Raw genomic sequence first — 21,840 nt, forward strand, 5'->3', positions numbered from 1 at the left:
TCGTGGCAGGAAAGCGTCGTTGCCGGCGTCCAGTGGCAGGAGAGCCACATCGTCGCTGACCCGGCCGATCTCGTCCGACCGCGAGGTGTACCTGAGGCATGTCAGAGGGCCGACTCGGCTGCCTGGTGTGCACCTCGGAGGGGCGGCGGGCCGGGCCGATTCCCGGTGGCAGGACGTCGTTGCTGCCACGGGCTGACAGCAACGACGTCCTGCCGCTCAGGGGCGGGCCAGCTCCGCCAGCGCCGCCACCAGCCGGTCCGCCAGGTCCGCCGGGACGACCTCCACGCGGCGCGTCACCTCCAGGGTCAGCGCCGTCCCCGGCGCGCACTCCGCGAACGACACGACGAGATCGGCGTCCGACGTCCCGGTCGGCACGGCCGACAGCTCGCCCAGCACCGCGGTCTCCCGCTCCAGCGCCGGCTCCTCGTGCTGCACCAGGACGACCGGCGGGCGCCACAGCCCGGTCGCCTCCGCGGTGACCACGAACGGCGTCCCGGCGTGCGCGAACGCCTCCAGGTCGACCGCCCGGACCTCCTCGACCGACGCCTCCGTGGAGGTCCGCAGCACCACGAGATCCGCGATCCCACCGACCAGCCCGTCGAGCGCCGCGTCGGTCCGGCCGGCCGTCAGCGCGGCCAACGGCAGGTCGGGTCCGTGTCCCAGCGCACCGAGCGCCCGGGCGAGCCCGGTCTGCAGCACCATCAGCAGCGACGCCCCGTGCCGTCGGGCCAGCCCGTCCAGCCCCCGGCGCACCTCGGCCGGCACCGCCACCACGTCCGTGGCGGCAGCGTCCGGGCCGCCACCGAAGACGGTCGTCGGCATGCCCTCCAGACCCGGCGGCACCTCGTCGACGCCGGGCAGGGACGCGGCCCACCGCGCGTGGTCGGCGTAGGTCACCGGCAGCGGCGCGAACGACGGCGCCGAGCCCGCCGACCGCGCGGTGACCGCCACGGCGAGGTCCCGCAGCAGCGGCACCACCGACCACTCGTCCACCGCGAGGTAGCCGAGCACCAGCAGCAGGGACCCGTCGTCCTGCAGGTGCGCCCGGAACGCCGGCTCGCGCACGAGGTCGAACGGCTCCGGGGACGAGCCGCGGTGCAGCGACACCGGAACCGGCACCGGCTCGCCGTCGGGACCCTCGGGGTAGCTCCACGTCAGCGGCTCGTGCCGCGCCACCAGGTCGCCGATCGCCGCGGACAGCACGTCGAACGCGAACGGCCCCGCCAGCCGCAGCACGTGGTCCGGCCGCGGTGCGAGCCCCCGGGCGAGGCGCCACCGCTGGGCCGGCGCGACCACCGGGCCGCCGTCCGTCCGCACCAGCGCGGGCCGGGCCCGGGGCGCCGTGGCCACGCGCGCCGCGAGCGCCCGCACGGTCGGCGCCTCGAACACGTCGCGCACCGCCAGCTCGGCGTCCAGCTCGGTCCGGATCGCCGACAGCAGGCGCATCGCCGCCATGGAGTGCCCGCCGAGGGCGAAGAAGTCGTCGGTCACGCCGACGGTCTCCAGCCGCAGCGTCTGCGCCACCAGGTCGGCCAGCCGCGCTTCCGGAGCCGACGCCGGCGTCACCCCGCCGACCAGCGCCGACCAGTCCGGCGCGGGCAGCGCGCGGCGGTCGAGCTTGCCGTTCGGCGTCAGCGGGATCGCGTCGACCACGACGACCAGGGACGGGACCATGTGCTCCGGCACCCGTGCGGCGGCGTGGTCCCTGACCGAGGACGGATCCGGCGCGCCGTCCGGCGTCACGTACCCGACCAGGCGGGTCAGGTCGCCGTCGGAGTCGGCCACGACGACGGCCTGTCGCACCGCGGGATGGTCGGCCAGCGCGGCCGCGACCTCGCCGGGCTCGATGCGCACGCCGCGGACCTTGACCTGGTCGTCGTCGCGCCCGAGGAAGTCGACGTTCCCGTCCGCGCGCCATCGTGCCCGGTCGCCGGTCCGGTAGATCCGGGCGCCGCCGGGTGCCGCGACGAACCGTCCCGCCGTCAGCGCCGGCCGACCGAGGTAGCCCGTGGCGAGTCCGCGCCCGCCGACGTAGAGGTCCCCGGCGACGCCCGGCGGCACCGGCCGCAGCCGCCCGTCGAGGATCCGGACCTCCGTGTTCGGGTCGGGCTCTCCGATGGGCAGCGGCCCCACGTGGTCGGGCCGGGCCCGCCACAGCGTCGAGTTCACCGTCGCCTCGGTCAGCCCGTAGGCCACGAACAGGTCGAGGCGTTCCGACCACCGCGCGACGACCGCGGGCGGGACGGTCTCGGTCCCGACGAGGACGGTGGTCCCGTCCGGGATCGTCGCGTCGTCGGGGAGGGCCGCGACCAGCGAGGGCGGCAGGATCGCGTGGGTGATCCGGTGCTCGCGTAGGAACGTCGTCAGCGCCGGCCCCGCGACGCGCGCCTCGTCGGGCAGGACGACCAGACGTGCGCCCAGCGTCAGGCCCATGACCAGCTCGAACGCCGCCACGTCGAACCCGACCGACGCGAACTGCAGGACGCGGCTGTCCGCCGTCACGCCCATCCGGTCCACCGCCGTCGCCGCCAGCGACGCGATGCCCTCGTGCGGCACCGCCACGCCCTTCGGTCGGCCGGTCGACCCCGACGTGTAGATCACGTACGCGGTCGCCGCGAGCGGCACCGCGACCGGCCCCGGGCTCCCGTCGGGGAGGACCTCGGGCAGGACCAGCCGCTTCACGACGTCGGGTGTGCGCGGGTCGGTCCCGGGCGTCACCACGACGAGCGTCGCGCCGGAGTCGCGGAGCATGTGCTCGAGCCGGTCCGCGGGGTGGGCGAGGTCGAGCGGCAGCCACGCGGCACCGCGGCGCAGGACCGCGAGCACGGTCGCGACCATCGTCACCGACCGCGGGACCGCGACCCCGACCACGTCGCCGGGAGAGACCTCCAGCAACGACGCGATGCGCGCAGCGAGCGCGTCGAGCTCGGCGTAGGACAGCTCCCGGTCGACGTCCGTGACCGCCACCGCGTCCGGCGTCGTCGCGACCCACCGCGCGAACGCCGCCGTGAGGGTCTCCTCCTCGACCGCGCGCGCCGTCGCCGACCCGCCGAACCGGACGAGGGCCTCCCGTTCGCCGGCGAGCCGCACGTCGAGGTCGTCGACCGGGACGTCCGGCGACCCGACCACCGTGCGCGCCACGAGCGCGAACCGGGCCGCGAGCTGCCGGGCCGACTCCTCGTCGAACAGGTCGGCGGCGTACTCGAGGTGCAGCGTGAGTTCGCCGTCGTGCTCGGCGAAGCTGAACACGAGGTCGAACATGGCCGTGCGGTGGGCGACGTCGACCTCGGCGGCCTCCACCCCGTCCAGCGCGAGGGGCGCACCGGAACGCACGTGGTGCCCGACCATCACCTGGAACAACGGCGTGCGCGCGACCGTGCGCGGCGGGTCGAGGTGGGACACGACCGCCTCGAACGGCACGTCCGCGTGCGCGAATGCGGCCAGGTCGGTCTCCCGGACGCGGTCGACGAGCTCCGCGAAGCCGGGGGCGCCGCTCAGGTCCGTGCGCAGGACGACGGTGTTGACGAAGAACCCGACGAGGTCGTCGAGCCGGGGGTCGTCGCGGCCCGCGACCGGCGCGCCGAGCGGCAGGTCGGTGCCGGCCCCCACCCGCGAGAGCAGGGTGGCCACGGCGGCCTGCAGCACCATGAACGTGCTCGCCCCACGGTCCGCGGCGAGCGCCCGCAGGCCCGCGCTCACCTCCGGGTCCAGCGGCAGCGTCACCGTGCCGCCGGTGAAGGTCGGCCGGGCCGGCCGCGGCCGGTCGGTGGGCAGCACGAGCTCCTCGGGCGCCCCGGCGAGCGTCCGCGCCCAGAAGGCGAGCTGGTCCGCGCCGACGGCGTCGAGCAGGTCGCGCTGCCACCGGGTGTAGTCGACGTAGTCGACCGGCAGCGGCTCGAACGCCGGCGCGCGCCCGTCCCGTCGGGCCGCGTAGGCGGTGGCGAGGTCGGCGGCGAACGGGCGGTCGGACCACTCGTCGGTCGCGACGTGGTGCAGCGTGAGGACCAGCGTCGAGCCCTCGTCGTCGGAGATCAGCAGTGCCCGGACCGGCAGCTCCCGGTCGAGCGCGAACGGGCGGGCGATCTCGGCGTCGATGGCGTCCCCGATGTCGGCGGTGGCCCACGGCTGACCCTGGGCGTCGGTCGTGTGCCACCGCTGCCACGGCACCCGGACGTGCTCCAGGATCCGCTGCGACTCGCCCGCCACCACCGTCCGCAGCGGGGCGTGCCGGGCGACGACGTCGTTCAGCGCCGCCTCCAGCGCGTCCGCGTCCAGATCGCCGGTCAGCCGCACCACGAGCGGGTAGTGGTAGGCCGCGCCCGCCCCGTCGAGCTGGGCGAGCATCCACAGGCGCTGCTGCGCGGGGGAGAGCGGGACGTCGCCATCGACGTCGTGGTGGACCAGCTCGGGACGATCCGAGACCCGCTCCCCGACGTGCGCCGCCAGCCCGGCCGGCGTCGGCGCGTCGAACAGGTCCCGCAGCGTGAGGTCGGCTGACAGCGCCGTCCGGGCCCGCGAGAGCAGGCGCGTCGCGAGCAGCGAGTGTCCGCCGAGGTCGAAGAACGCGTCGTCCGGTCCGACCCGCTCCACGCCGAGCACGTCCGCGAACAACCCGCACAGCGTCTCCTCGACCGGCCCCGCCGGGGCGCGGCCGCTGCCCGGCGCCGCGAGGTCCGGGGCGGGCAGCGCCCCGACGTCGAGCTTGCTGTTGACGGTCAGCGGCAGGTCGTCGACCGCCACCACCGCGGCCGGCACGAGGTGGTCCGGCAGGCGGGTGCGCAGGGCGTCGCGCACCCCGTCGGCGCGGCCCACGACGTAGGCGACCAGACGCGCCCCGCCCGGCCCGCGCCGGTCGGCCACGACTGCCGCGCGGTGCACCCCGTCCAGCGCGGACACCGCCGCCGCGACCTCGCCGGGCTCCACCCGGTGCCCCCGGATCTTGACCTGGTCGTCGGTGCGCCCCAGGTAGTCCAGGATGCCGTCGGAGCGCCGCCGGACGAGGTCGCCCGTCCGGTACATCCGACCGCCGCCGGCGTCGGCGACGAACCGTTCCGCCGTCAGCCCGAACCGGTCGAGGTAGCCGCGCGCGAGCCCGTCGCCGGCGATGTACAGCTCGCCCGGCACCCCGTCCGGCACCGGACGCAGCCACGGGTCGAGCACGTGCGCCCGCGTGTTGACGATCGGCTTCCCGACGGCGGGTGTGGCCGAGTCCGCGGTCCCCGCGCCGAGGGTGTTGATCGTGTACTCGGTCGGGCCGTAGAGGTTGTAGCCGAGGACCCCGTCGGCGTCGCGCAGCGCGGTCCACAGGGTGTCCGACACCGCCTCGCCGCCGAGCAGAAGGAGCACCGGGCTGCCCGACCGGGTCGAGCTCCGCTCCGCTGCGTCTCCCGCGTCGAGCAACCCCTCCTCCAGCAGCGCCTCCGCGTAGGTCGGCGTCACGTTGACGACGTCGACGCGCTCGGTCCGCGCGTGCGCCACCAGCCGGGTCGCGTCGCGGCGCAGCTCCTCGTCGAGGACGTGCACCTCGTGGCCCTCGACGAGCCAGAGCAGCTCCTCCCACGACATGTCGAAGGCGAACGACACGGTGTGCGCGATCCGCAGCCGCCGCCCGCCCGCGGCGGCGATCACCGGCTCGAAGATCTCGGTGCGGTGGTTCAGCTGCATGCCGGTCAGGCCGCGGTAGGGCGTGACGACGCCCTTCGGCCTCCCGGTCGACCCCGACGTGTAGATCACGTAGGCGGGCCGGTCGAGGCGGGCGGGGTCGTCGGGGGCGAACCCGTCGACGTCGGGCAGCGGGCCCGCGGGCAGCGCGTCGCGCTCGGCGCGGACGTCCGCGTCGTCGATGACCAGGGCGGGCACGCCGGCGGCCGACAGGGACGAGGCCACCGCGGCCACCGTCAGCAGCACGACCGGTCGCGCGTCGCGCATCGTCTCCACCAGCCGCTCCGTCGGGTGGTCGAGCTCCAGCGGCAGGTACGCGGCACCCGCCCGCAGCACGGCGAACAGCGCGATCACGGTCTCGGCGCTGCGCGGCACGGCGAGCGCCACGACCGCCTCCGGTCCGGCGCCCCGGGCACGCAGCAGACGGGCCGTGCGGTCGACGGCCGCGTCGAGCTCGCGGTAGGTGAGCCGCGTCGATCCGCTGACGACGGCGAGGTCGTCCGGGACGAGCGCGGCGCGCTCGGCGAGCAGGTCGGCGACGGTGGCGTTCCCGACGTCGACGGTGTGCCCGTCGCGCGTCGCCGTCACGGCCGCGTGCTCGTCCGGCAGCAGCGGGTCGAGGCCCGCCACCGGGGCGTCCGGCCGGTCCAGCACCTGGCCGAGCAGGTGCGCGAAGCGGTCGAGCCACCGCGGCCCGTCGTCTCCGAGGGTGTGCCCCAGCGTGAGCCGCATCCGCGCGCCCGGGGTGACGACGAAGGTCAGCGGGTAGTGCGTCGCGTCCGCGTTGCGCAGGCCCGTGACCCCGTGCCGGTCCGAGAACGCCGCGATGCGCTCCTCGCCGCCCTCCGGCCGGTAGACGAAGAGCGTGTCGAACAGGGTGGGGTGCGGCGAGCAGCGCTGGATCGCGCCGAGCCCGACCCACTCGTGCCGGGCCAGCGCCAGCCGCTCGGCCTGCACCCGCTCCACGAGCGCCCCGACCGGCTCGTCCGCGCGCAGCGTGAGCCGCGCCGGAGCCGTCGTCAGGAAGAGGCCCACGGTGTTCTCGACGTGCGGCACCGCGTCCGGGCGGCCCGCGACCGTGGTGCCGAAGACGACGTCGGTGCGGCCGGTGGCGACGCCGAGGACCAGGCCCCACACCGTCGAGAGCACGGTGTTGGGGGTGACGCCGCGCTCCCGGGCCAGCGCCCGGACCTGCTCGGTGACCTCCGCCGGGAGCTCGAGCCCGTCCTCGCGCAACGGCTGCGGCGAGGGCGGGTCGACCAGCGTCGGCTCGGCGAGCCCGGCCAGCGCCGTCCGCCACGCCTCCGTGGCCGCGGCGTCGTCCTGCGCGCCGAGCCAGGCGAGGTGGTCGCGGTAGGAGCCGGTGTCGGACAGGGACGCGAGGTCGGGTTCGTCGCCGTGCAGGGCGTCGAGGAGCTCGGTGAGGACGATCCAGGCCGACCAGCCGTCCCACAGCAGCAGGTGGCGCGAGAGCAGGATCCGGTCGGCGTCCGGCCCGTGGACCAGCAGCACCCGGAACAGCGGCGGGGCCGTGAGGTCGAAGCGCCGCTCGCGGTCCTCGGCGGTGACGCGGTCGACGTCGGCGGCGGTCGGGGCGTCGACCTCGGTCACCGGCGGTTCGAGGGCCGCCGCGACGGCCTGGACCGGCTGGTCGAGCCCGGCGTCGGTGAACGCGGCACGCAGGGCGTCGTGCCGGGCGAGCAAGGTCCCGACGGCCCGGCGCAGGGCGGCGACGTCGACCCTGGAGTCGAGGTCGATCGTCTCCTGGATGCCGTAGACGTCGGCCGCGGCGTCCATCGTGGCGTGGAAGTACAGGCCCTCCTGCAACGGCGAGAGCGGCCAGACCTCGGCGACCTCGTACGGCGCCCGCACGTCCTCGCGGGCGACCGGGGCGACGAGTTCGTGCCGGCGGACCGGTCGACCGTCCCCGGCCAGCGCCGCGATCCCGGCCGGGGTCCGGCCCTGCAGCACCTCGGCGGGGCCGACGTCGACGCCGGCCCGACGCGCCCGGCTCGCGACCCCGATCGACGAGATCGAGTCGCCGCCGAGGGCGAGGAAGTCGTCGTCGACGCCGACCTCGGCGTCGAGAACCTCCTCGAAGATCGCGACGAGGGTCCGCTCGGCGTCGGTGGTGGGTTCCCGCGTCGCGGCCCGCCGTGTGGTCGGGGCGGGCAGTGCTGCCCGGTCCAGCTTCCCGCTCGGCGTCGTCGGGAGGTCGTCCAGCACGACGACGGCACTGGGCACCATCGCCTCGGGCAGGGCCTTCCCGACGGCGGCCCGCACTGCCGCTCCCCTATCGGCGTGCTGCCCTGGATCCCTGTCGGGACCCACGACGTAGCCGACGAGGGCCGGGGATGGCCCGTCCGTGCGCACGACCGCGGCCGCGCGGCGCACGCCGTCGACCGCGGCGAGCGCGGCCTCGACCTCGCCGAGCTCGATCCGCTGCCCACGGATCTTGACCTGGCCGTCGGCGCGGCCGAGGTACTCGAGCTCGCCGTCGTGACGTCTCACGACGTCGCCCGTGCGGTACCAGCGCTCGCCGTCGGGACCGGCCACGAACCGCTCGGCCGTCAGCCCGGGCCGGCCGACGTAGCCCTGCGCCAGCTGCACGCCCGCGAGGTAGAGCTCGCCGGGGACGCCGTCGGGGACCGGACGGAGCGCGGGGTCGAGGACGTGGACGCGCGTGTTCCACACCGGCGCGCCGATCGGCACCACGGTCTCGCCGGGGACGACGGTGTGCGCGGTGACGTCCACGGCCGCCTCGGTCGGGCCGTAGAGGTTGTGGATCGCGGTGCCGGTGAGCGCCTGCCACCGGTGGGCGTCGGCCGCGGGCAACGCCTCGCCGGAGGCGAACACGTGCCGCAGCGGGGCGGCCCAGGACGCGTCGGCGGTCACGGCCTCGTCGGCCAGGAACCCGGCGAGCATCGACGGGACGAAGTGCATCGTCGTGACCTGGTGGCGGGCGACGAGGTCCGCCAGGTGCCCCGGGTCGCGGTGGCCACCGGGGCGGGCGAGCACGATGGCCGCGCCGACCGACAGCGGCCAGAAGAACTCCCAGACGCTGACGTCGAAGCCGGTCGGGGTCTTCTGCAGGACCCGGTCGTCGGGGCCCAGCCCGTAGGTCGCGTCCATCCACGCCAGCCGGTTGTCGATGGCGCGGTGGCTGACCACGACGCCCTTCGGACGGCCGGTCGAGCCCGAGGTGAACAGGACGTAGGCGGGGGCGTCGACGTCGGTGTCGGGCCAGGGGGTGTGGGCGGTGTCGGGGGAGACCTCGACGCGGCGGACCCCGTCCGGCGTGGGCGTACCCGCCGTCGTGACGACCGTGGTGACCCCGGCGTCGGCGACCATCCCGGCGAGGCGCTGCGCGGGGAGGTCGGGGTCGAGGGGCAGGTAGGCGGCGCCCGCGCGGAGGACGCCGACGAGCGCGACCACGAGGTCCGCGCCACGGGGCACGGCGACCCCGACGACGTCCCCGTCGAGGCGCTGCGCGAGGCCCGCCGCGCGGGCGTCGAGCTCGGCGTAGGTGAGCGTGGTCCCGTCGGCGTCGACGACGGCTGTCGCGTCGGGCGTGGCCGCGACCTGGTCGGCCACGCGCCGCCCGAGGGTGCGGGGGTCGACGGCGTGGTCGGTGTCCTGGTCCGGCTCCGTGCCGGACGGCAGGTGCGCGACGGTCGTCTCGAGGTCGGCGGCGAGCGCGTCGAGGGTGCGGGCGAGCTGGGCGAGGACGAGCGCCGCGGCGTCGGGGGAGACGCGGGCGGGGTCGTGCTTGAGCGTCAGCACGGTGTCGTCGCCGGCCGCCGCGATCAGCGCGACCGGGTAGTGCACGGCGTCCACCACGCCGACGCCCGCGACGGTCACGTCGGTGCTGCCGCCGGGCGGCGGGTAGTTCTCGACGACCACGAGCGAGTCGAACAGCTCGCCGTGGCCCAGCGCGCGCTGCAGGGCGCCGAGGGGCACGTCGGCGTGGTCGAGCAGGTCCGTGCGCCGGTCCTGGAGCCGCTGCAGGACGTCGGTCGCGGTGTCCCCGGGCGCCCAGGTGACCCGGACCGGCACGGTGTTGATGAACAGCCCGACCGCCTCGCCGATGCCGTCCAGCCCCGCGTCGCGCCCGGAGACCGTGCTGCCGACGACGAGGTCGCGGCTGCCGGTGAGCGCTCCGACCGTGAGGCCCCACGCGCCGTGCAGCAGCGTGCCGAGCGTGAGGCCACGCTGCCGGGCGGCCCGGGTGAGCCGGCGGGTCGTGGTGGCGTCGAGGTGGTGCCGGATCTGGCGGTGGGGCCGCACCCCTCCCTCCGGCAGGAAAGCGTCGTTGCTGTCGTCAGACGACAGCAACGACGCTTTCCTGCCATCGGGGGTGGGCAGCGCGTCCGCCAGCAGCGTCGGGCCCTCCAGGTCGGCGAGGGCGTCCCGCCAGGCCGAGACCGCCAGGTCGTCGTCCCGGGCCGCCTCGAGCGCGGCGTACCGGCGGCGCATGAGGTCGGTGTCGCCGACCCCCGCCCCGGACAGCACCTCGCGGATCAGCAGCGCGACCGACCAGCCGTCGAGCACGAGGTGCTCGAAGGTGAGGACCAGCCGCGCCTCGTCGTCGGCGGTCCGCAGCAGCGCCGCGCGCAGCAACGGTGGCGCCGCGAGGTCGAACCGGGTCGACCGCTCCCGGGCGATCTCGGTCTCGACGGAGCCCTCCGGGCCGCGCAGGTCCACCTCCCGCCACGGCAGGTCGACGGCGCCGGCGATCACCTGCACCACCCGGCCGTCGTCGCGCTGGACGAACCCGGCGCGCAGCTGCGGGTGCCGGTCGAGCGCGGCCTGCAGACCCGACCGGAGACGTGCCGAGGAGATCGTGCCGCGCAGCCGCACGACCTCCGTCACGACGTAGACGTCCGACACGGCCGCGTGGAAGAAGAAGCCCTCCTGCAGCGCGGAGGCGGGCCAGACGTCGACCCCGTCGGCGGGATCGTCGAGCAGCGGCCCCTCCGGCACCTCGACGTCGTCGGTCGCCACGGCCACTGCGGCCAGCCCGGCGACCGTCCGCTCGGTGAAGATCTGCCGCGGCGTGATCTCCAGCCCGGCCGCCCGGGCGCGCACCACCAGCGCGATCGAGACGATCGAGTCGCCGCCGATCGCGAAGAAGTCGTCCTCCGCACCCACCCCGGGCACGTCGAGCACCTCGGAGACCAGGGCCGCGAGCAGCTCCTCGCGCGGGGACCGAGGCGCCACCCCGCCGACCTCCGCCGCGGGGTCCGGCAGCGGCAGCGCGTCCACGTCGAGCTTCCCCGAGGACCGCACCGGCAGCGCCGGCACCGCCACGATCCCCGACGGCACGAGGTGCGCCGGCAGCTCGGACCGCAGGGCCGCCCGCACCGAGGAGACCACCTGCGCGACGTCGCGGAACGGCGCGGGCCGGGTCGCGACACCGTCTCCGACCGGCACGTACACCGGGCGGGAGGCCCCGAACAGCGCCACCAGGCACGTCGGGTCGGCCGGATCGGGAGCCACCCCGGTCGCGCCGCGCGCGAACAGCTCCTCGGGGTCGACCCCGCCGACGACGTCGATGTCCGGCACGAGCCGCGCGTTGGGGATGCCGGCCATCCGCACCGGCCGCGCGTCGGGCACCTGCCCGTCCCACCGCACCGTCGGGACCTCCGGCCTCGACCCCGAGGCCTTCGAGAGCACCGCATGGAACCGGTACCGCGACAGCTCGTCGTGCACCTGCGCGCGCTCCACCGTCACGTCCACCGCGAGCCCGAGCGAGGCGCCGACCGCACACACCAGGTCCGGGTCGACGAGCAGCTCGGGCTCCCACGCGACGCCGGCCTCCACCGCCCGGGAGGCATCGTCGCCGGTCAGGCCCTGCGCCCGGGCGACGCCCGCGCGCAGCGGTCGCAGCAGCCCCGCGTGCCGCAGGTCGCCGAGGAAGAGCACGCCGTCGTCGGTGAGCAGCGACGCCGCCTGCGCGACCACGTCGCGCAGGTAGGCCTCGTCCGGGAAGTACTGCGCCACGGAGTTCACGACGACGAGGTCGAACGGCCCGGCGAGCCCGCCCACCGCGTGGGCGGGGCGGGCCTCCAGCGTCACGCGCGCGGCCCACGGTTCCGCGGCGACCCGCCGTCCTAGTCCCTCGATGCCGGCGGCGGAGAGGTCGATCCCGACGAAGGCGTCGACCTGCGGGGCGATCTCGGTCAGCAGGAGCCCGGAGCCGACGCCGACCTCGAGCACGCGCCGCGCGCCGGGCGCGGCGGCGCGGATCGCGTCGACGGTGGCGTCGCGCCAGGCCCGCATGTGCTCCCGGGGGATGGGGGAGCCGTCGTAGGTGGAGTTCCAGCCGGCGAAGCCGTCGTCGAACGTGGCGTCGGCGTCGGCCGCGGAGTAGAGCAGCTCGTGCAGCTCCTCCCACCCGTCCACGTCGGCGCTGCCCTCGAGCGAGGGCACGACGTAGGCGACGAGCCGCTCGTCGCGCACCACCACGGCCGCCTGCGCCACCTCCGGGCGGGCGCGCAGCACCGACTCGACCTCGCCGGGCTCCACGCGGAACCCGCGGATCTGCACCTGGTCGTCGGTGCGGCCGAGGAAGTCGAGGACCCCGCCGTCGGTCCGCACCAGGTCGCCGGTGCGGTAGAGCCGCTCGCCGGATCCGCCGAAGGGGCTCGCGACGAACCGTTCGGCGGTCAGGTCCGGGCGCCCGAGGTAGCCGCGGGCGAGGCCGGGACCCCCGAGGTAGAGCTCGCCCGACCCGCCGTCGGGAACGGGCCGGAGATCCGGTCCGAGGACGTGGGCCGTGGTCAGCGGGTCGGCGATCCCGATGGGGACGCTGGAGCGCGCCGTGTCGGGGTCGACCTCGCCGAGCGTGGAGTTCACGGTGGCCTCGGTGGGCCCGTAGGCGTTGAACATCCGCCGGCCGCGGCCCCACCGCGCGACCAGCTCCGGGGACACCCGCTCGGTGCCCGCGAGCAGGGTCGCCGGCGGCAGGTCGACGTCCGAGGGCATGGCCGCGAGCAGCACCGGCGGCAGGATCATGAACGTGACGTCGTTCGACCATGCGTAGTCCGCGAGCTCGCGCGTCGGTGTCCGCAGCTCGCTCGGCACGACGACGAGGCGTCCGCCGGAGAGCAGCGCGAGGCAGAGGTCCCAGAAGGCGACGTCGAAGCTCGGCGACGCGAAGGCGAGGATGCGGTCGTCCGGTCCGATCCCGAAGCGTTCGGTCTGCGTCGCGAGCAGACCGTCGACCCCCGCGTGGGTCACGACGACGCCCTTGGGTCGCCCGGTCGAGCCCGAGGTGTGGATGACGTACGCGGCGTGCTCCGCCGTGATCCCCGGGTCGAGCGGCGCCCGCGGGCCGTCATCGAGGTCCTCGAGGTGGAGCGCGCCCGGGTGGCCCGGGTCCTGACGACGGGTGGTGACGACGACGGCGGGTCGCGCGTCCGCGAGCACCGCCTCCACCCGCGCCGCGGGCTGGTCGACGTCGACCGGGACGTACGCGGCGCCCGCGCACAGCACCGCGACCTGGGCGACGACCAGGTCGATCCCGCGGGGGAGCGCGATCGCGACGAGCCGCTCGGGCCCGGCGCCCCGCTCCCGCAGCACGTGCGCGAGGCGGGCGGCCCGGTCGGCGAGCTCGCGGTAGGTCAGGCGCTCGTCGGCGTGGACCACGGCGACGGCGTCGCCGCGCCGCTCGACCTGCTCGGCGAACCGGTCGGGCCAGGTGCGCAGCGCGGTGGTCGTGGGACCCTCGGCGAGGGTCATCGGCCGGCGGCGGCGACGGCGGGAACGGCCCGGGTCCCCCGCAGGTCCGCGCGGGCGGCGACCATCGCGGCCACCATTTCCCCGGCTCGGACCGCGACGTTGGAGAGCAGCGTCGAGGTGAGGCCGTGGGTGTGCTCGGTGGCGCCCGGGGCGTAGAAGCCGGCGGTGACCTCCGGTGGGGTGACCACGCTGTAGTCCCGGTGGAAGTGGGCGCGCCCCCGGCTGTCGCGGGGCCAGTCGGCGGCGGCCGGACCGAGCATCGCGAGCGGGTCGGCGCAGCGGTAGCCCGTGCAGTAGACGACGAGGTCGGCCTCCACCGTCTCCCGACGCCCGTCGATGAGCGACTCGATGACGACGTCGGTCCGGTCGTCGTACGGCCGCACGTCGGCCACCTCGGAGGCGTTGTGGAACCGCAGCCGCTCCCGGCCCGCGACGCGCTCCTTGTAGTGCTGGCGGTAGAGCGCGGTGATCAGCTCGCCGTCGACCACCGAGTAGTTGGTGTTGCCGTGGTAGCCCAGGATGCGGTCCTTGACCTCGGTCGGGGCGTCGTAGAAGTCGTCCACCGCGTCCGGGTCGAAGATGCGGTTCGCGAACGAGCTGTCGTCGGCCGGACTGAACCCGTAGCGGGCGAAGATGGCGGACACCTCGGCGCCGGGGAAGCGGCGGTGCAGGTGGTCGACGACCTCGGCCGCGCTCTGACCCGCCCCCACCACGGCGATCCGCCGGGGTTCGCCGTCGAGCTCGGGCAGGCGGTGCAGCAGGTCCTTCGAGTGCCAGACGCGGTCGCCCAGGGGCGTGCCCTCCGGGACGTGGGGGACGAGCCCGGTGCCGAGCACGACGTTGCGCGCGGTGAGGGTGCGTTTGCCCTGCGGACCCTCGACCTCGACCTCGACGAGGTCGGCCGGCCCGCCGGGACCGGGCACCAGACGCAGTGCGGTGACCTCGGTGCCGTAGTCGACGACCTCCGGCGGGACGCGCTCGGCGGCCCACTCGAGGTAGTCGTGGAACTCCTCGCGAGTGGGGTAGGAGCTGCCGTAGTTGATGAAGTCGACCAGGCGACCGCGGTCGTAGAGGTAGGAGACGAAGGAGAAGCCGCTGCGCGGGTTGCGGAGCGTGGCGAGGTCCTTGAGGTAGCTGACCTGCATCGTCGCGTCCTCGAGGAGCATCCCGCGGTGCCACCCGAACCGGTCCTGCCGTTCGAGGAAGTGGCCGGTCAGCGGCGGACCGGGATGGGTCTCGCCGTACTCGGCCAGGGCGATGGCGAGGGCGAGGTTGGAGGGGCCGAAGCCCACCCCGACGACGTCGAGCACGGCCTCACGACCGGCGGGGTGCTGCGGGACAGCGGACATCGGGGTCCTTCCGACGGACGACGACGGCGACGAGTTAGGCGAGGCTAACCTGTGAAACGGACATGGGTCCATCGTCGCGGAGATCACGCCGGGTGTCCGGTTGATGACGTTCGGCAGACCGCGCGGTCGGCCGAGTTTCGGGAACCCCACGGGGCCGGTCGGGTGTCCCGAGGTCACCGGGCGGTCGTTCGGATTTCACCCGCACGGGCGGCACGGTCCAGCCGACGGGGTGCGCCGAGTGGCCGCAGAATGGACACATGACGACCGACGCGCGCCGAATGGTCCGTAGCGCGCGTCCAGCGGTCGGCGAGGTGCCCTCCGGCGCGTGGGGTGCCTGGCCGCCTCCCGTGCCCGGTGACCGTCCGCTGTCGATGACCTCCTGCTCGGACCGCACCGAGCACGCCGTGATGGCCACCGAGCTCGAGCAGGCCAACCGCACCGGCGCGCCGCCGATGGGCCTGTGCGGGGTCGTGGTCGACCCGGCGCCGCTCGGGGCCACGGCCGCGCACGTGTGCCGACCCTGCCGCGACGCGATGACCCGCCGTCGCCGGGAGTCCCGGCCGCCCGGGCCGACGCCGTGGGACGTGCTGGTGCAGTGGTACGAGGCGCTGGTGCGCCTGCTGCAGGCCCGGATGGCCACCCCGGGGCAGCGGGCGATCGCCGCCCCGCCCGAGATGCTCGCGCTCCCGCCCTCGCGGCCGGTCCGTGTCCCGCATCCCGTGCGCGAGCCCGGGGGACGGCACCGCCGGCCGGAGTGACGCCGACCCGGGCCGCGCGTGACGAACGGCCCGGTGGATGCGTAGCTTCCGCATCCATGCGCGACGACGTGGAGGCCGTCTCCGGGGACCTCGTGGAACTCCGGCGACGGCTGCACCGCGCCCCGGAGATCGGCCTGCAGCTGCCGCGCACGCAGGAGACGGTCCTGGCGGCGCTGGACGGACTGCCCCTCGAGATCACGACGGGTACCTCCACCACGAGCGTCACCGCCGTCCTCCGCGGCGCGAGCCGCGACCGGGCCGTGCTGCTCCGCGGCGACATGGACGCCCTCCCCGTCGACGAGCAGAGCGGCGAGCCGTTCGCCAGCGAGGTCGCCGGTGCGATGCACGCGTGCGGCCACGACCTGCACACCGCGATGCTCGTGGGCGCGGCCCGGGTGCTGAGCGCGCATCGCGAGGCGCTGCAGGGCGACGTCGTGTTCATGTTCCAGCCGGGGGAGGAGGGCTGGGACGGCGCGTCGTACATGGTCGACGAGGGGGTCCTCGACGCGGCCGGGCCGCGCGTGTCCAGCGCCTACGGCCTGCACGTCATGGCCTCGGCCTACACCCCGCGGACCGTCAACACCCGCCCCGGCACCGTGATGGCCGCGCGCGCCACCGTCGGGGTCACCGTGCACGGGGCCGGCGGGCACGGGTCGTCGCCGTTCCGGACCCGCGACCCCATCTCGGCGCTCGCGGAGGTCATCTCCGGGCTCCACGCCATGGTCACCCGCCGCTTCGACGTGTTCGACCCCGTGGTCCTCACCGTCGGCCGGATCGAGGGCGGCACGAAGAGCAACATCATCCCCGACTCGGCGTCGTTCGAGGCGACCGTCCGGACCTTCTCGGCCGCGGCCCGCGAGCGGATGCTCGAGCTGCTGCCGCAGGTGTGCCACGACATCGCGCGGGCCCACGGGTGCGAGGCCGACGTCGTCGTCGCCGGCGAGTACCCGGCCACGGTGAACGACGGTGCCGAGGCGGCCTTCGCCGCCCGCGTCGCCGGCGAACTCCTCGGGGCGGAGCGGGTCGTCGAGATGGCCCACCCCGAGGCGGGTGCGGAGGACTTCTCCCGGGTCCTCGACCGGGTGCCGGGCGCGTTCTGCCTGCTCGGCGCGGCGGTCGGCGACCCCGATCGGACGCCGTCCAACCACAGCCCGCGGGCCGTCTTCGACGAGTCCGTGATGTCCGACGGTGTGCTCCTGCACGCCGAGCTCGCCCGCCGCGCACTGGAGCGTGACGCCGTCTAGGTAACCGGAGGTCGCCGTGCGTCCCACCTGCTACGCGCTGCTCGGGGTGATCACCCTGGGTCTGCTCGCCGCCCCGTTGCTCGGGTTCGTCAACGCCCCGACGCTGTGGTTCGGGCTGCCCTCGATCATGGTCTGGATGGGCGTGCTGGTCCTGCTCATCACCCCCGTGCTCGCCGCGCTGGAGTTCACCCGGCGGGAGGACGGCGAATGAGCACCGTCCTGGTGGTCACGGCGATCGGCATCGTGGTCATCGCCGCGGTCGGCTTCGCGGGGCGTCGGGGCGCGATCACCGACGTCTCGGACTGGGCGGTCGGGGGGCGGCGCTTCGGGGCCTGGACGATGTGGTTCCTGCAGGCCGGCGAGGTGTTCACCACCTTCACGTTCCTCGGCATGGCCGGGCTCGCCTTCGCCGGCGGCGCGGCCGCCCTCTACGCCCTGCCCTACGTCCCGCTGGCGTACGCGGGCCTGTACTTCCTCGCCCCGGTCGTGTGGCGCCGGGCCCGGGAGCGGGGCCAGGTGACGCAGGCCGACTTCCTCGGCGACTTCTTCGGGTCCCGCGCCTTCGGCACGCTCGTGGCCGTCCTGGGCGTGGTCTTCCTGCTGCCCTACCTGCAGCTGCAGATCACCGGGCTCGGACTCGCCGTCCAGCTCGCCTCCGGCGCGAAGGCGAACGGCACCGTGAGCATGGTCGTGGCCTTCGTCCTCACGGTGGCCTTCGTCCTGTGGGCCGGGATCCGCGGGGTCGCGACGACGTCCTACCTCAAGGACGCCCTCATGCTCGTCGTGCTGCTCGTCCTGCTGATCGTCATCCCGGCCGAGGTCAACGGCGGGATCGGGGCGACGTTCGAGCGGGTCCTCGCCGACGCGCCGCGCATGCTGACGATCCACGCCGGTGAGTACGACGCCGGGTACTTCATCTCCTCGACCGTCGCCTCGACCCTCGGGGTGCTGTTCCTGACCCTGCCGCACATGTGGCCGGCGCTGCTCTCCGCGGGCTCGGAGCGGGCGGTCCGCCGCAACTACGCGTTCCTGCCCGTCTACTCGGTCTGCCTCATCATCCCGATGATCATCGGCTTCGTCGCGCTCACCAGCCTCCCGCCGACGACGAGCAGCAACGGCGCACTCCTCACGCTCGCCGCGCAGACCTTCCCGTCGTGGTTCGTCGGCGTGGTGGTGGTCGCGACCGCCGCGACCGCCATGGTCCCGGCGGCCGGCCTCATCATCGGGATGTCCTCGCTGGTCGCCCGCAACGTCGTCCGCACGACGACGCCGCGCGCCGAGACCCGCGTCAACCAGGCGTCCGTGGTCGGGCTGACCGCCCTCGCCCTGGTCCTCGCGATCGTGCGGCCCGACCTGCTCGCCAACCTCCTGCTGCTGACCTACTCGGGGCTCGACCAGCTCGTCCCCGCTCTGGTCCTGGCGTTGTTCGCGCGACGGTGGGTCGGCCTGCGGCCCGTGCTCGCGGGCCTGGTGGTGGGGGAGGTGGTCGTCGTGGTGCTGACCTTCGGGCCCTACGCGGGCACGATCAACGAGGGGCTGATCGCACTCGTGCCCAACCTCGTCGTCGTCGGGATCGGTGCCCTGCTCGAGCGACGGACCCGGGCGCCGGAGCCCGAGCTCGAGGAGGTCGCGACGTGAGGCTGCTGCTGCACGGCGGGTCGGTGCTCGACGGCACCGGCGCGCCGGCCGCCCGGGCGGACGTCGTCGTCGAGGACGGGCGGATCCTCGACGTCGGGTCGGGTCTCGACGGCGACGAGGCCCTCGACTGCACCGGGGCCACCGTCACGCCGGGGTTCGTGGACGCCCACGTGCACGTCACCAGCTCCGGGGTCGACCTGATGGCCCGGCTCGCGACGCCGTTCAGCTACCAGTTCTTCGCCGCGGCCCGGAACCTCACCGCGACCCTCCGCGCGGGCGTCACCTCGGTGCGGGACGCGGGCGGCGCCGACGCCGGAGTCCGCCGGGCGGTCGAGGACGGGCTCGTCGACGGGCCCCGGATGCGCATCGCGGTCTCAATCCTGGGTCAGACCGGCGGCCACTCCGACGGCTGGCTGCCCTCCGGGCACTGCGTCCCGCTCTCCCTCCCGCACCCCGGCCGACCGGACGGGGTGTGCGACGGCGTGGACGGCGTGCGCAGGACCGTGCGCGAGGTGCTGCGCGCCGGCGCCGACGTCGTCAAGATCTGCTCGACGGGCGGGGTGCTCTCGCCCGGCGACGACCCGGAGCACACGCAGTTCTCGCCCGAGGAGATCGCGGTCGTCGTCGCGGAGGCCGCGGCGCAGGGGCGCGAGGTGATGTCGCACGCGCAGGGCGCGCTCGGGGTGAAGAACGCCGTGCGGGCCGGGGTGCGCTCGATCGAGCACGGCATCTTCCTCGACGACGAGGCGATCGCCCTGATGCTCGAGCACGACACCGTGCTGGTGCCGACGCTCGTCGCGCCCCGGGCCGTGCTCGAGGCCGCGGAACGGGGAGCGCGACTGCCACCCGAGGTCGTCGCGAAGGCCGCCGCCGTCGTCGACGTCCACCTCGACTCCGTCCGGCGGGCGGTCGACGCGGGCGTCCGGATCGCGATGGGGACGGACTCGGGCGTCGGGCCCCACGGCCGCAACCTCGAGGAGCTCCCGCTCATGGCGGCGTGCGGGATGACGCCGGAGGCGGTCGTCGCGGCGTCCACCTCGGCCGGCGCGCGCCTCCTGGGGTGGGGCGACGAGACCGGCCGGGTGGCGCCGGGACTCGTCGCCGACCTGTGTGTCCTCGACGGCGCGCTGACCGGCGCGGGCGGCCTCGACGAGCTGTCCGCCCGGTTGCGCGCGGTGTTCCGCGACGGCCGGGCGGTGGCCCTCACCTGATCAGTGCTTCTTGCCCCCACCGCCGAAGCGCTTGAACAGGTCCTGCGCCTTCTGCCGGTTCTTCGGGTCCGAGGCGTAGCGCTTCGCCTGGTCGGTGTACTTGCGTCCCTGCGGGCTCTTGAGGAACTCAGAGACCTTGCTGAACAGTCCGGGCACGGCGATCTCCTACCGGGAATCCGTTGTGTCCGCCTCAGCGTACGGGCCGTAAGTTACCCGCCAGTAGCTCCCTACTACCTACTCGCGGGTAACATGAGAGGGGTACGCCACGTCGCTCCGGCGACGAGGACGTGGGACAGTCGGATCAGTGGCGTTGTTACCCGCCGGTAGCCACGAGGTCCGCGGGAACCGTCAGCACGTGAGCACAGGAGGTCACGAACGACCATGAACATCGTGGTTCTGATCAAGCAGGTGCCCGACACCTGGTCCGAGCGGAAGCTCTCGGACGGCGACAAGACCCTCGACCGCGCGTCGTCGGACGCGGTGCTGGACGAGATCAACGAGCGCGCCGTCGAGGAGGCGCTCAAGATCAAGGAAGCCGGCGACGCCGAGGTCACCATCCTCACCGCCGGCCCCGACCGTGCCACCGACGCCATCCGCAAGGCCCTCTCGATGGGTGCGGACAAGGCCGTGCACGTGAACGACGAGGCCATCCACGGCTCGGACGCGATCGCGACCGCCAAGGTCCTCGCCAAGGCGATCGGCACCGTCGGCGACGTCGACCTGGTGCTGGCCGGCAACGAGGCCACCGACGGCCGCAGCGGCGCGATGGCCGGCATGCTCGGCGAGCTGCTCGGGTGGCCGTCGCTGACTCACGCCAACGAGCTCACGGTCGAGAACGGCACGGCGAAGGCCAAGCGCGAGACCGACGAGGGCACCAGCGACCTCGAGGCCTCCCTGCCCGCCGTCGTCTCCGTCGGCGAGAAGATCAACGAGCCGCGCTACCCCTCGTTCAAGGGGATCATGGCGGCCAAGAAGAAGCCGGTCACGACCCTCGGGATCGCCGACCTGGGCCTCGACGCCTCCGAGGTCGGGCTCGCCGGCTCGCTCGTGCAGGTCGACTCCTTCGCCCCGCGGCCCCCGAAGTCGGGTGGTCAGAAGGTCGAGGACGAGGGTGACGGCGGCGCCAAGATCGCCGAGTACCTCGTCGGCCAGAAGCTCATCTGAGCTGCCGTCCACGAGTCAAGCGAGGAGAACAGACATGGCTGAGGTACTCGTCCTCGTCGACCACGTCGACGGCGAGATCAAGAAGAACACCTACGAGATGCTGACCGCGGCCCGCCGCATCGGCGAGCCGTCCGCGGTCGTCGTCGGCACGCCCGGCACCGCGACCAAGCTCGCCGAGGGCCTCGCCGCCCACGGCGCCGAGAAGATCTACGTCGCCGAGTCCGACGACACGGTCAACTACCTGTCGACCCCGCAGGTCGACGTGCTGGCCTCCCTGGTCGAGCGGGTCTCCCCGCCGGCCGTGCTGATCCCGGCGGGCGCCGACGGCCGTGAGGTCGCGGGCCGCCTCGCCGTGCGCACCAACTCGGGCTGGCTGAACGACCTGGTCGACATCGACGGCGACCGCGCGGGCACCCACTCGATCTTCGGTGGCGCCTTCACCGTGCAGTCGCGGGCGACCACCGACACCGCGATCGTCTCGTGGCGCTCGGGCTCGCTCGAGGTCGAGGAGAACGCGGCCGCCGGCACGCAGGAGACCGTCGAGGTCCCGGCCACCGACGCCGCGAAGTCGGCCAAGGTGTCCAACCGGGCGCCGATCGTCGGTGGCGACCGCCCCGAGCTCACCGAGGCGTCGGTCGTCGTCGCCGGGGGCCGCGGCGTCGGTTCGGCCGACAACTTCAACGTCGTCGAGGGCCTCGCCGACTCGCTGCACGCCGCCGTCGGCGCCTCCCGCGCCGCCGTCGACTCCGGCTACTACCCGAACCAGTTCCAGGTCGGGCAGACCGGCAAGACCGTGTCGCCGCAGCTGTACATCGCGCTCGGCATCTCCGGGGCGATCCAGCACCGCGCCGGCATGCAGACCTCGAAGACCATCGTCGCGGTCAACAAGGACCCCGAGGCCCCGATCTTCGAGATCGCCGACTTCGGCATCGTGGGCGACCTCTTCTCGGTCGCCCCGCAGCTGACCGAGGAGGTCGGCAAGCGGGCCTGACCCGCCTCGCTCCACTCGCGTGAGGGGAACCCTCGGCCGCTCCTGCGGCCCGGGGGTTCCCCTCACGCGTTTCCGGGACCC

General features: G+C 74.8%; 10 protein-coding genes. 7 read left to right on the forward strand and 3 right to left on the reverse strand.

The features are described 5' to 3' along the window. Positions 1–216 precede the first annotated feature (216 nt). Both QSK00_RS27670 and QSK00_RS27675 read right to left on the reverse strand, forming a co-directional pair. Positions 217–13,404 (reverse strand): non-ribosomal peptide synthetase, encoded by a 13,188-nt coding sequence (locus QSK00_RS27670; RefSeq protein ID WP_285596235.1) that lies wholly within the window; start codon positions 13,402–13,404, stop codon positions 217–219. Then, on the reverse strand, positions 13,401–14,753 hold the full coding sequence (locus tag QSK00_RS27675) for a lysine N(6)-hydroxylase/L-ornithine N(5)-oxygenase family protein (RefSeq protein WP_285596237.1): 1,353 nt from the start codon (positions 14,751–14,753) through the stop codon (positions 13,401–13,403). The genes QSK00_RS27670 and QSK00_RS27675 overlap by 4 nt, the downstream gene beginning before the upstream one ends. A 371-nt stretch (positions 14,754–15,124) precedes the next feature. On the opposite strand from QSK00_RS27675, the gene QSK00_RS27680 reads away from it, so the two are divergent. From QSK00_RS27680 to QSK00_RS27700, 5 genes are read left to right on the forward strand one after another with little or no spacing between them, the layout of a single operon-like run. After that, a complete protein-coding gene (locus tag QSK00_RS27680) occupies positions 15,125–15,511 on the forward strand; it encodes a hypothetical protein (protein ID WP_285596239.1) in 387 nt (128 codons plus the stop codon). 56 nt (positions 15,512–15,567) lie between these two features. After that, positions 15,568–16,755, forward strand: a complete 1,188-nt coding sequence (locus QSK00_RS27685) for a M20 metallopeptidase family protein (protein ID WP_285596241.1) — start codon at positions 15,568–15,570, stop codon at positions 16,753–16,755. A gap of 16 nt (positions 16,756–16,771) precedes the next feature. Next, entirely contained in the window at positions 16,772–16,966 is a 195-nt protein-coding gene (locus QSK00_RS27690; RefSeq protein ID WP_285596243.1) for a hypothetical protein, read from the forward strand. Then, entirely contained in the window at positions 16,963–18,393 is a 1,431-nt protein-coding gene (locus tag QSK00_RS27695; protein WP_285596244.1) for a sodium:solute symporter family protein, read from the forward strand. The genes QSK00_RS27690 and QSK00_RS27695 overlap by 4 nt, the downstream gene beginning before the upstream one ends. After that, the gene (locus tag QSK00_RS27700) at positions 18,390–19,604 is read left to right on the forward strand and encodes a metal-dependent hydrolase family protein (protein ID WP_285596246.1); all 1,215 of its coding nucleotides are present in this window, start codon (positions 18,390–18,392) and stop codon (positions 19,602–19,604) included. Before QSK00_RS27695 ends, QSK00_RS27700 begins: the two co-directional genes overlap by 4 nt. On the opposite strand, the gene QSK00_RS27705 is transcribed toward QSK00_RS27700, so the two are convergent. Further along, positions 19,605–19,760 carry a hypothetical protein gene (locus QSK00_RS27705; RefSeq protein ID WP_179794337.1) on the reverse strand — a complete coding sequence of 52 codons (156 nt, stop codon included), beginning with the start codon at positions 19,758–19,760 and terminating at the stop codon, positions 19,605–19,607. Positions 19,761–19,985: 225 nt separating this feature from the next. Between QSK00_RS27705 and QSK00_RS27710 the strand changes: the two genes are divergently transcribed. Both QSK00_RS27710 and QSK00_RS27715 read left to right on the forward strand, forming a co-directional pair. Beyond that, positions 19,986–20,768 (forward strand): electron transfer flavoprotein subunit beta/FixA family protein, encoded by a 783-nt coding sequence (locus QSK00_RS27710; protein WP_285596247.1) that lies wholly within the window; start codon positions 19,986–19,988, stop codon positions 20,766–20,768. 34 nt (positions 20,769–20,802) lie between these two features. Next, positions 20,803–21,759, forward strand: a complete 957-nt coding sequence (locus tag QSK00_RS27715) for an electron transfer flavoprotein subunit alpha/FixB family protein (protein ID WP_285596250.1) — start codon at positions 20,803–20,805, stop codon at positions 21,757–21,759. Positions 21,760–21,840 lie beyond the last annotated feature (81 nt).

The organism is Actinomycetospora sp. NBRC 106378 (assembly GCF_030269685.1).
Lineage (GTDB): Bacteria > Actinomycetota > Actinomycetes > Mycobacteriales > Pseudonocardiaceae > Actinomycetospora.

Coding starts and splice junctions, on each gene's coding strand:
- QSK00_RS27670 (WP_285596235.1), bottom strand. CDS start 13,404: ATGACCCTCGCCGAGGGTCCCACGACCACCGCGCTGCGCACCTGGCCC.
- QSK00_RS27675 (WP_285596237.1), bottom strand. CDS start 14,753: ATGTCCGCTGTCCCGCAGCACCCCGCCGGTCGTGAGGCCGTGCTCGAC.
- QSK00_RS27680 (WP_285596239.1), top strand. CDS start 15,125: ATGACCTCCTGCTCGGACCGCACCGAGCACGCCGTGATGGCCACCGAG.
- QSK00_RS27685 (WP_285596241.1), top strand. CDS start 15,568: ATGCGCGACGACGTGGAGGCCGTCTCCGGGGACCTCGTGGAACTCCGG.
- QSK00_RS27695 (WP_285596244.1), top strand. CDS start 16,963: ATGAGCACCGTCCTGGTGGTCACGGCGATCGGCATCGTGGTCATCGCC.
- QSK00_RS27710 (WP_285596247.1), top strand. CDS start 19,986: ATGAACATCGTGGTTCTGATCAAGCAGGTGCCCGACACCTGGTCCGAG.
- QSK00_RS27715 (WP_285596250.1), top strand. CDS start 20,803: ATGGCTGAGGTACTCGTCCTCGTCGACCACGTCGACGGCGAGATCAAG.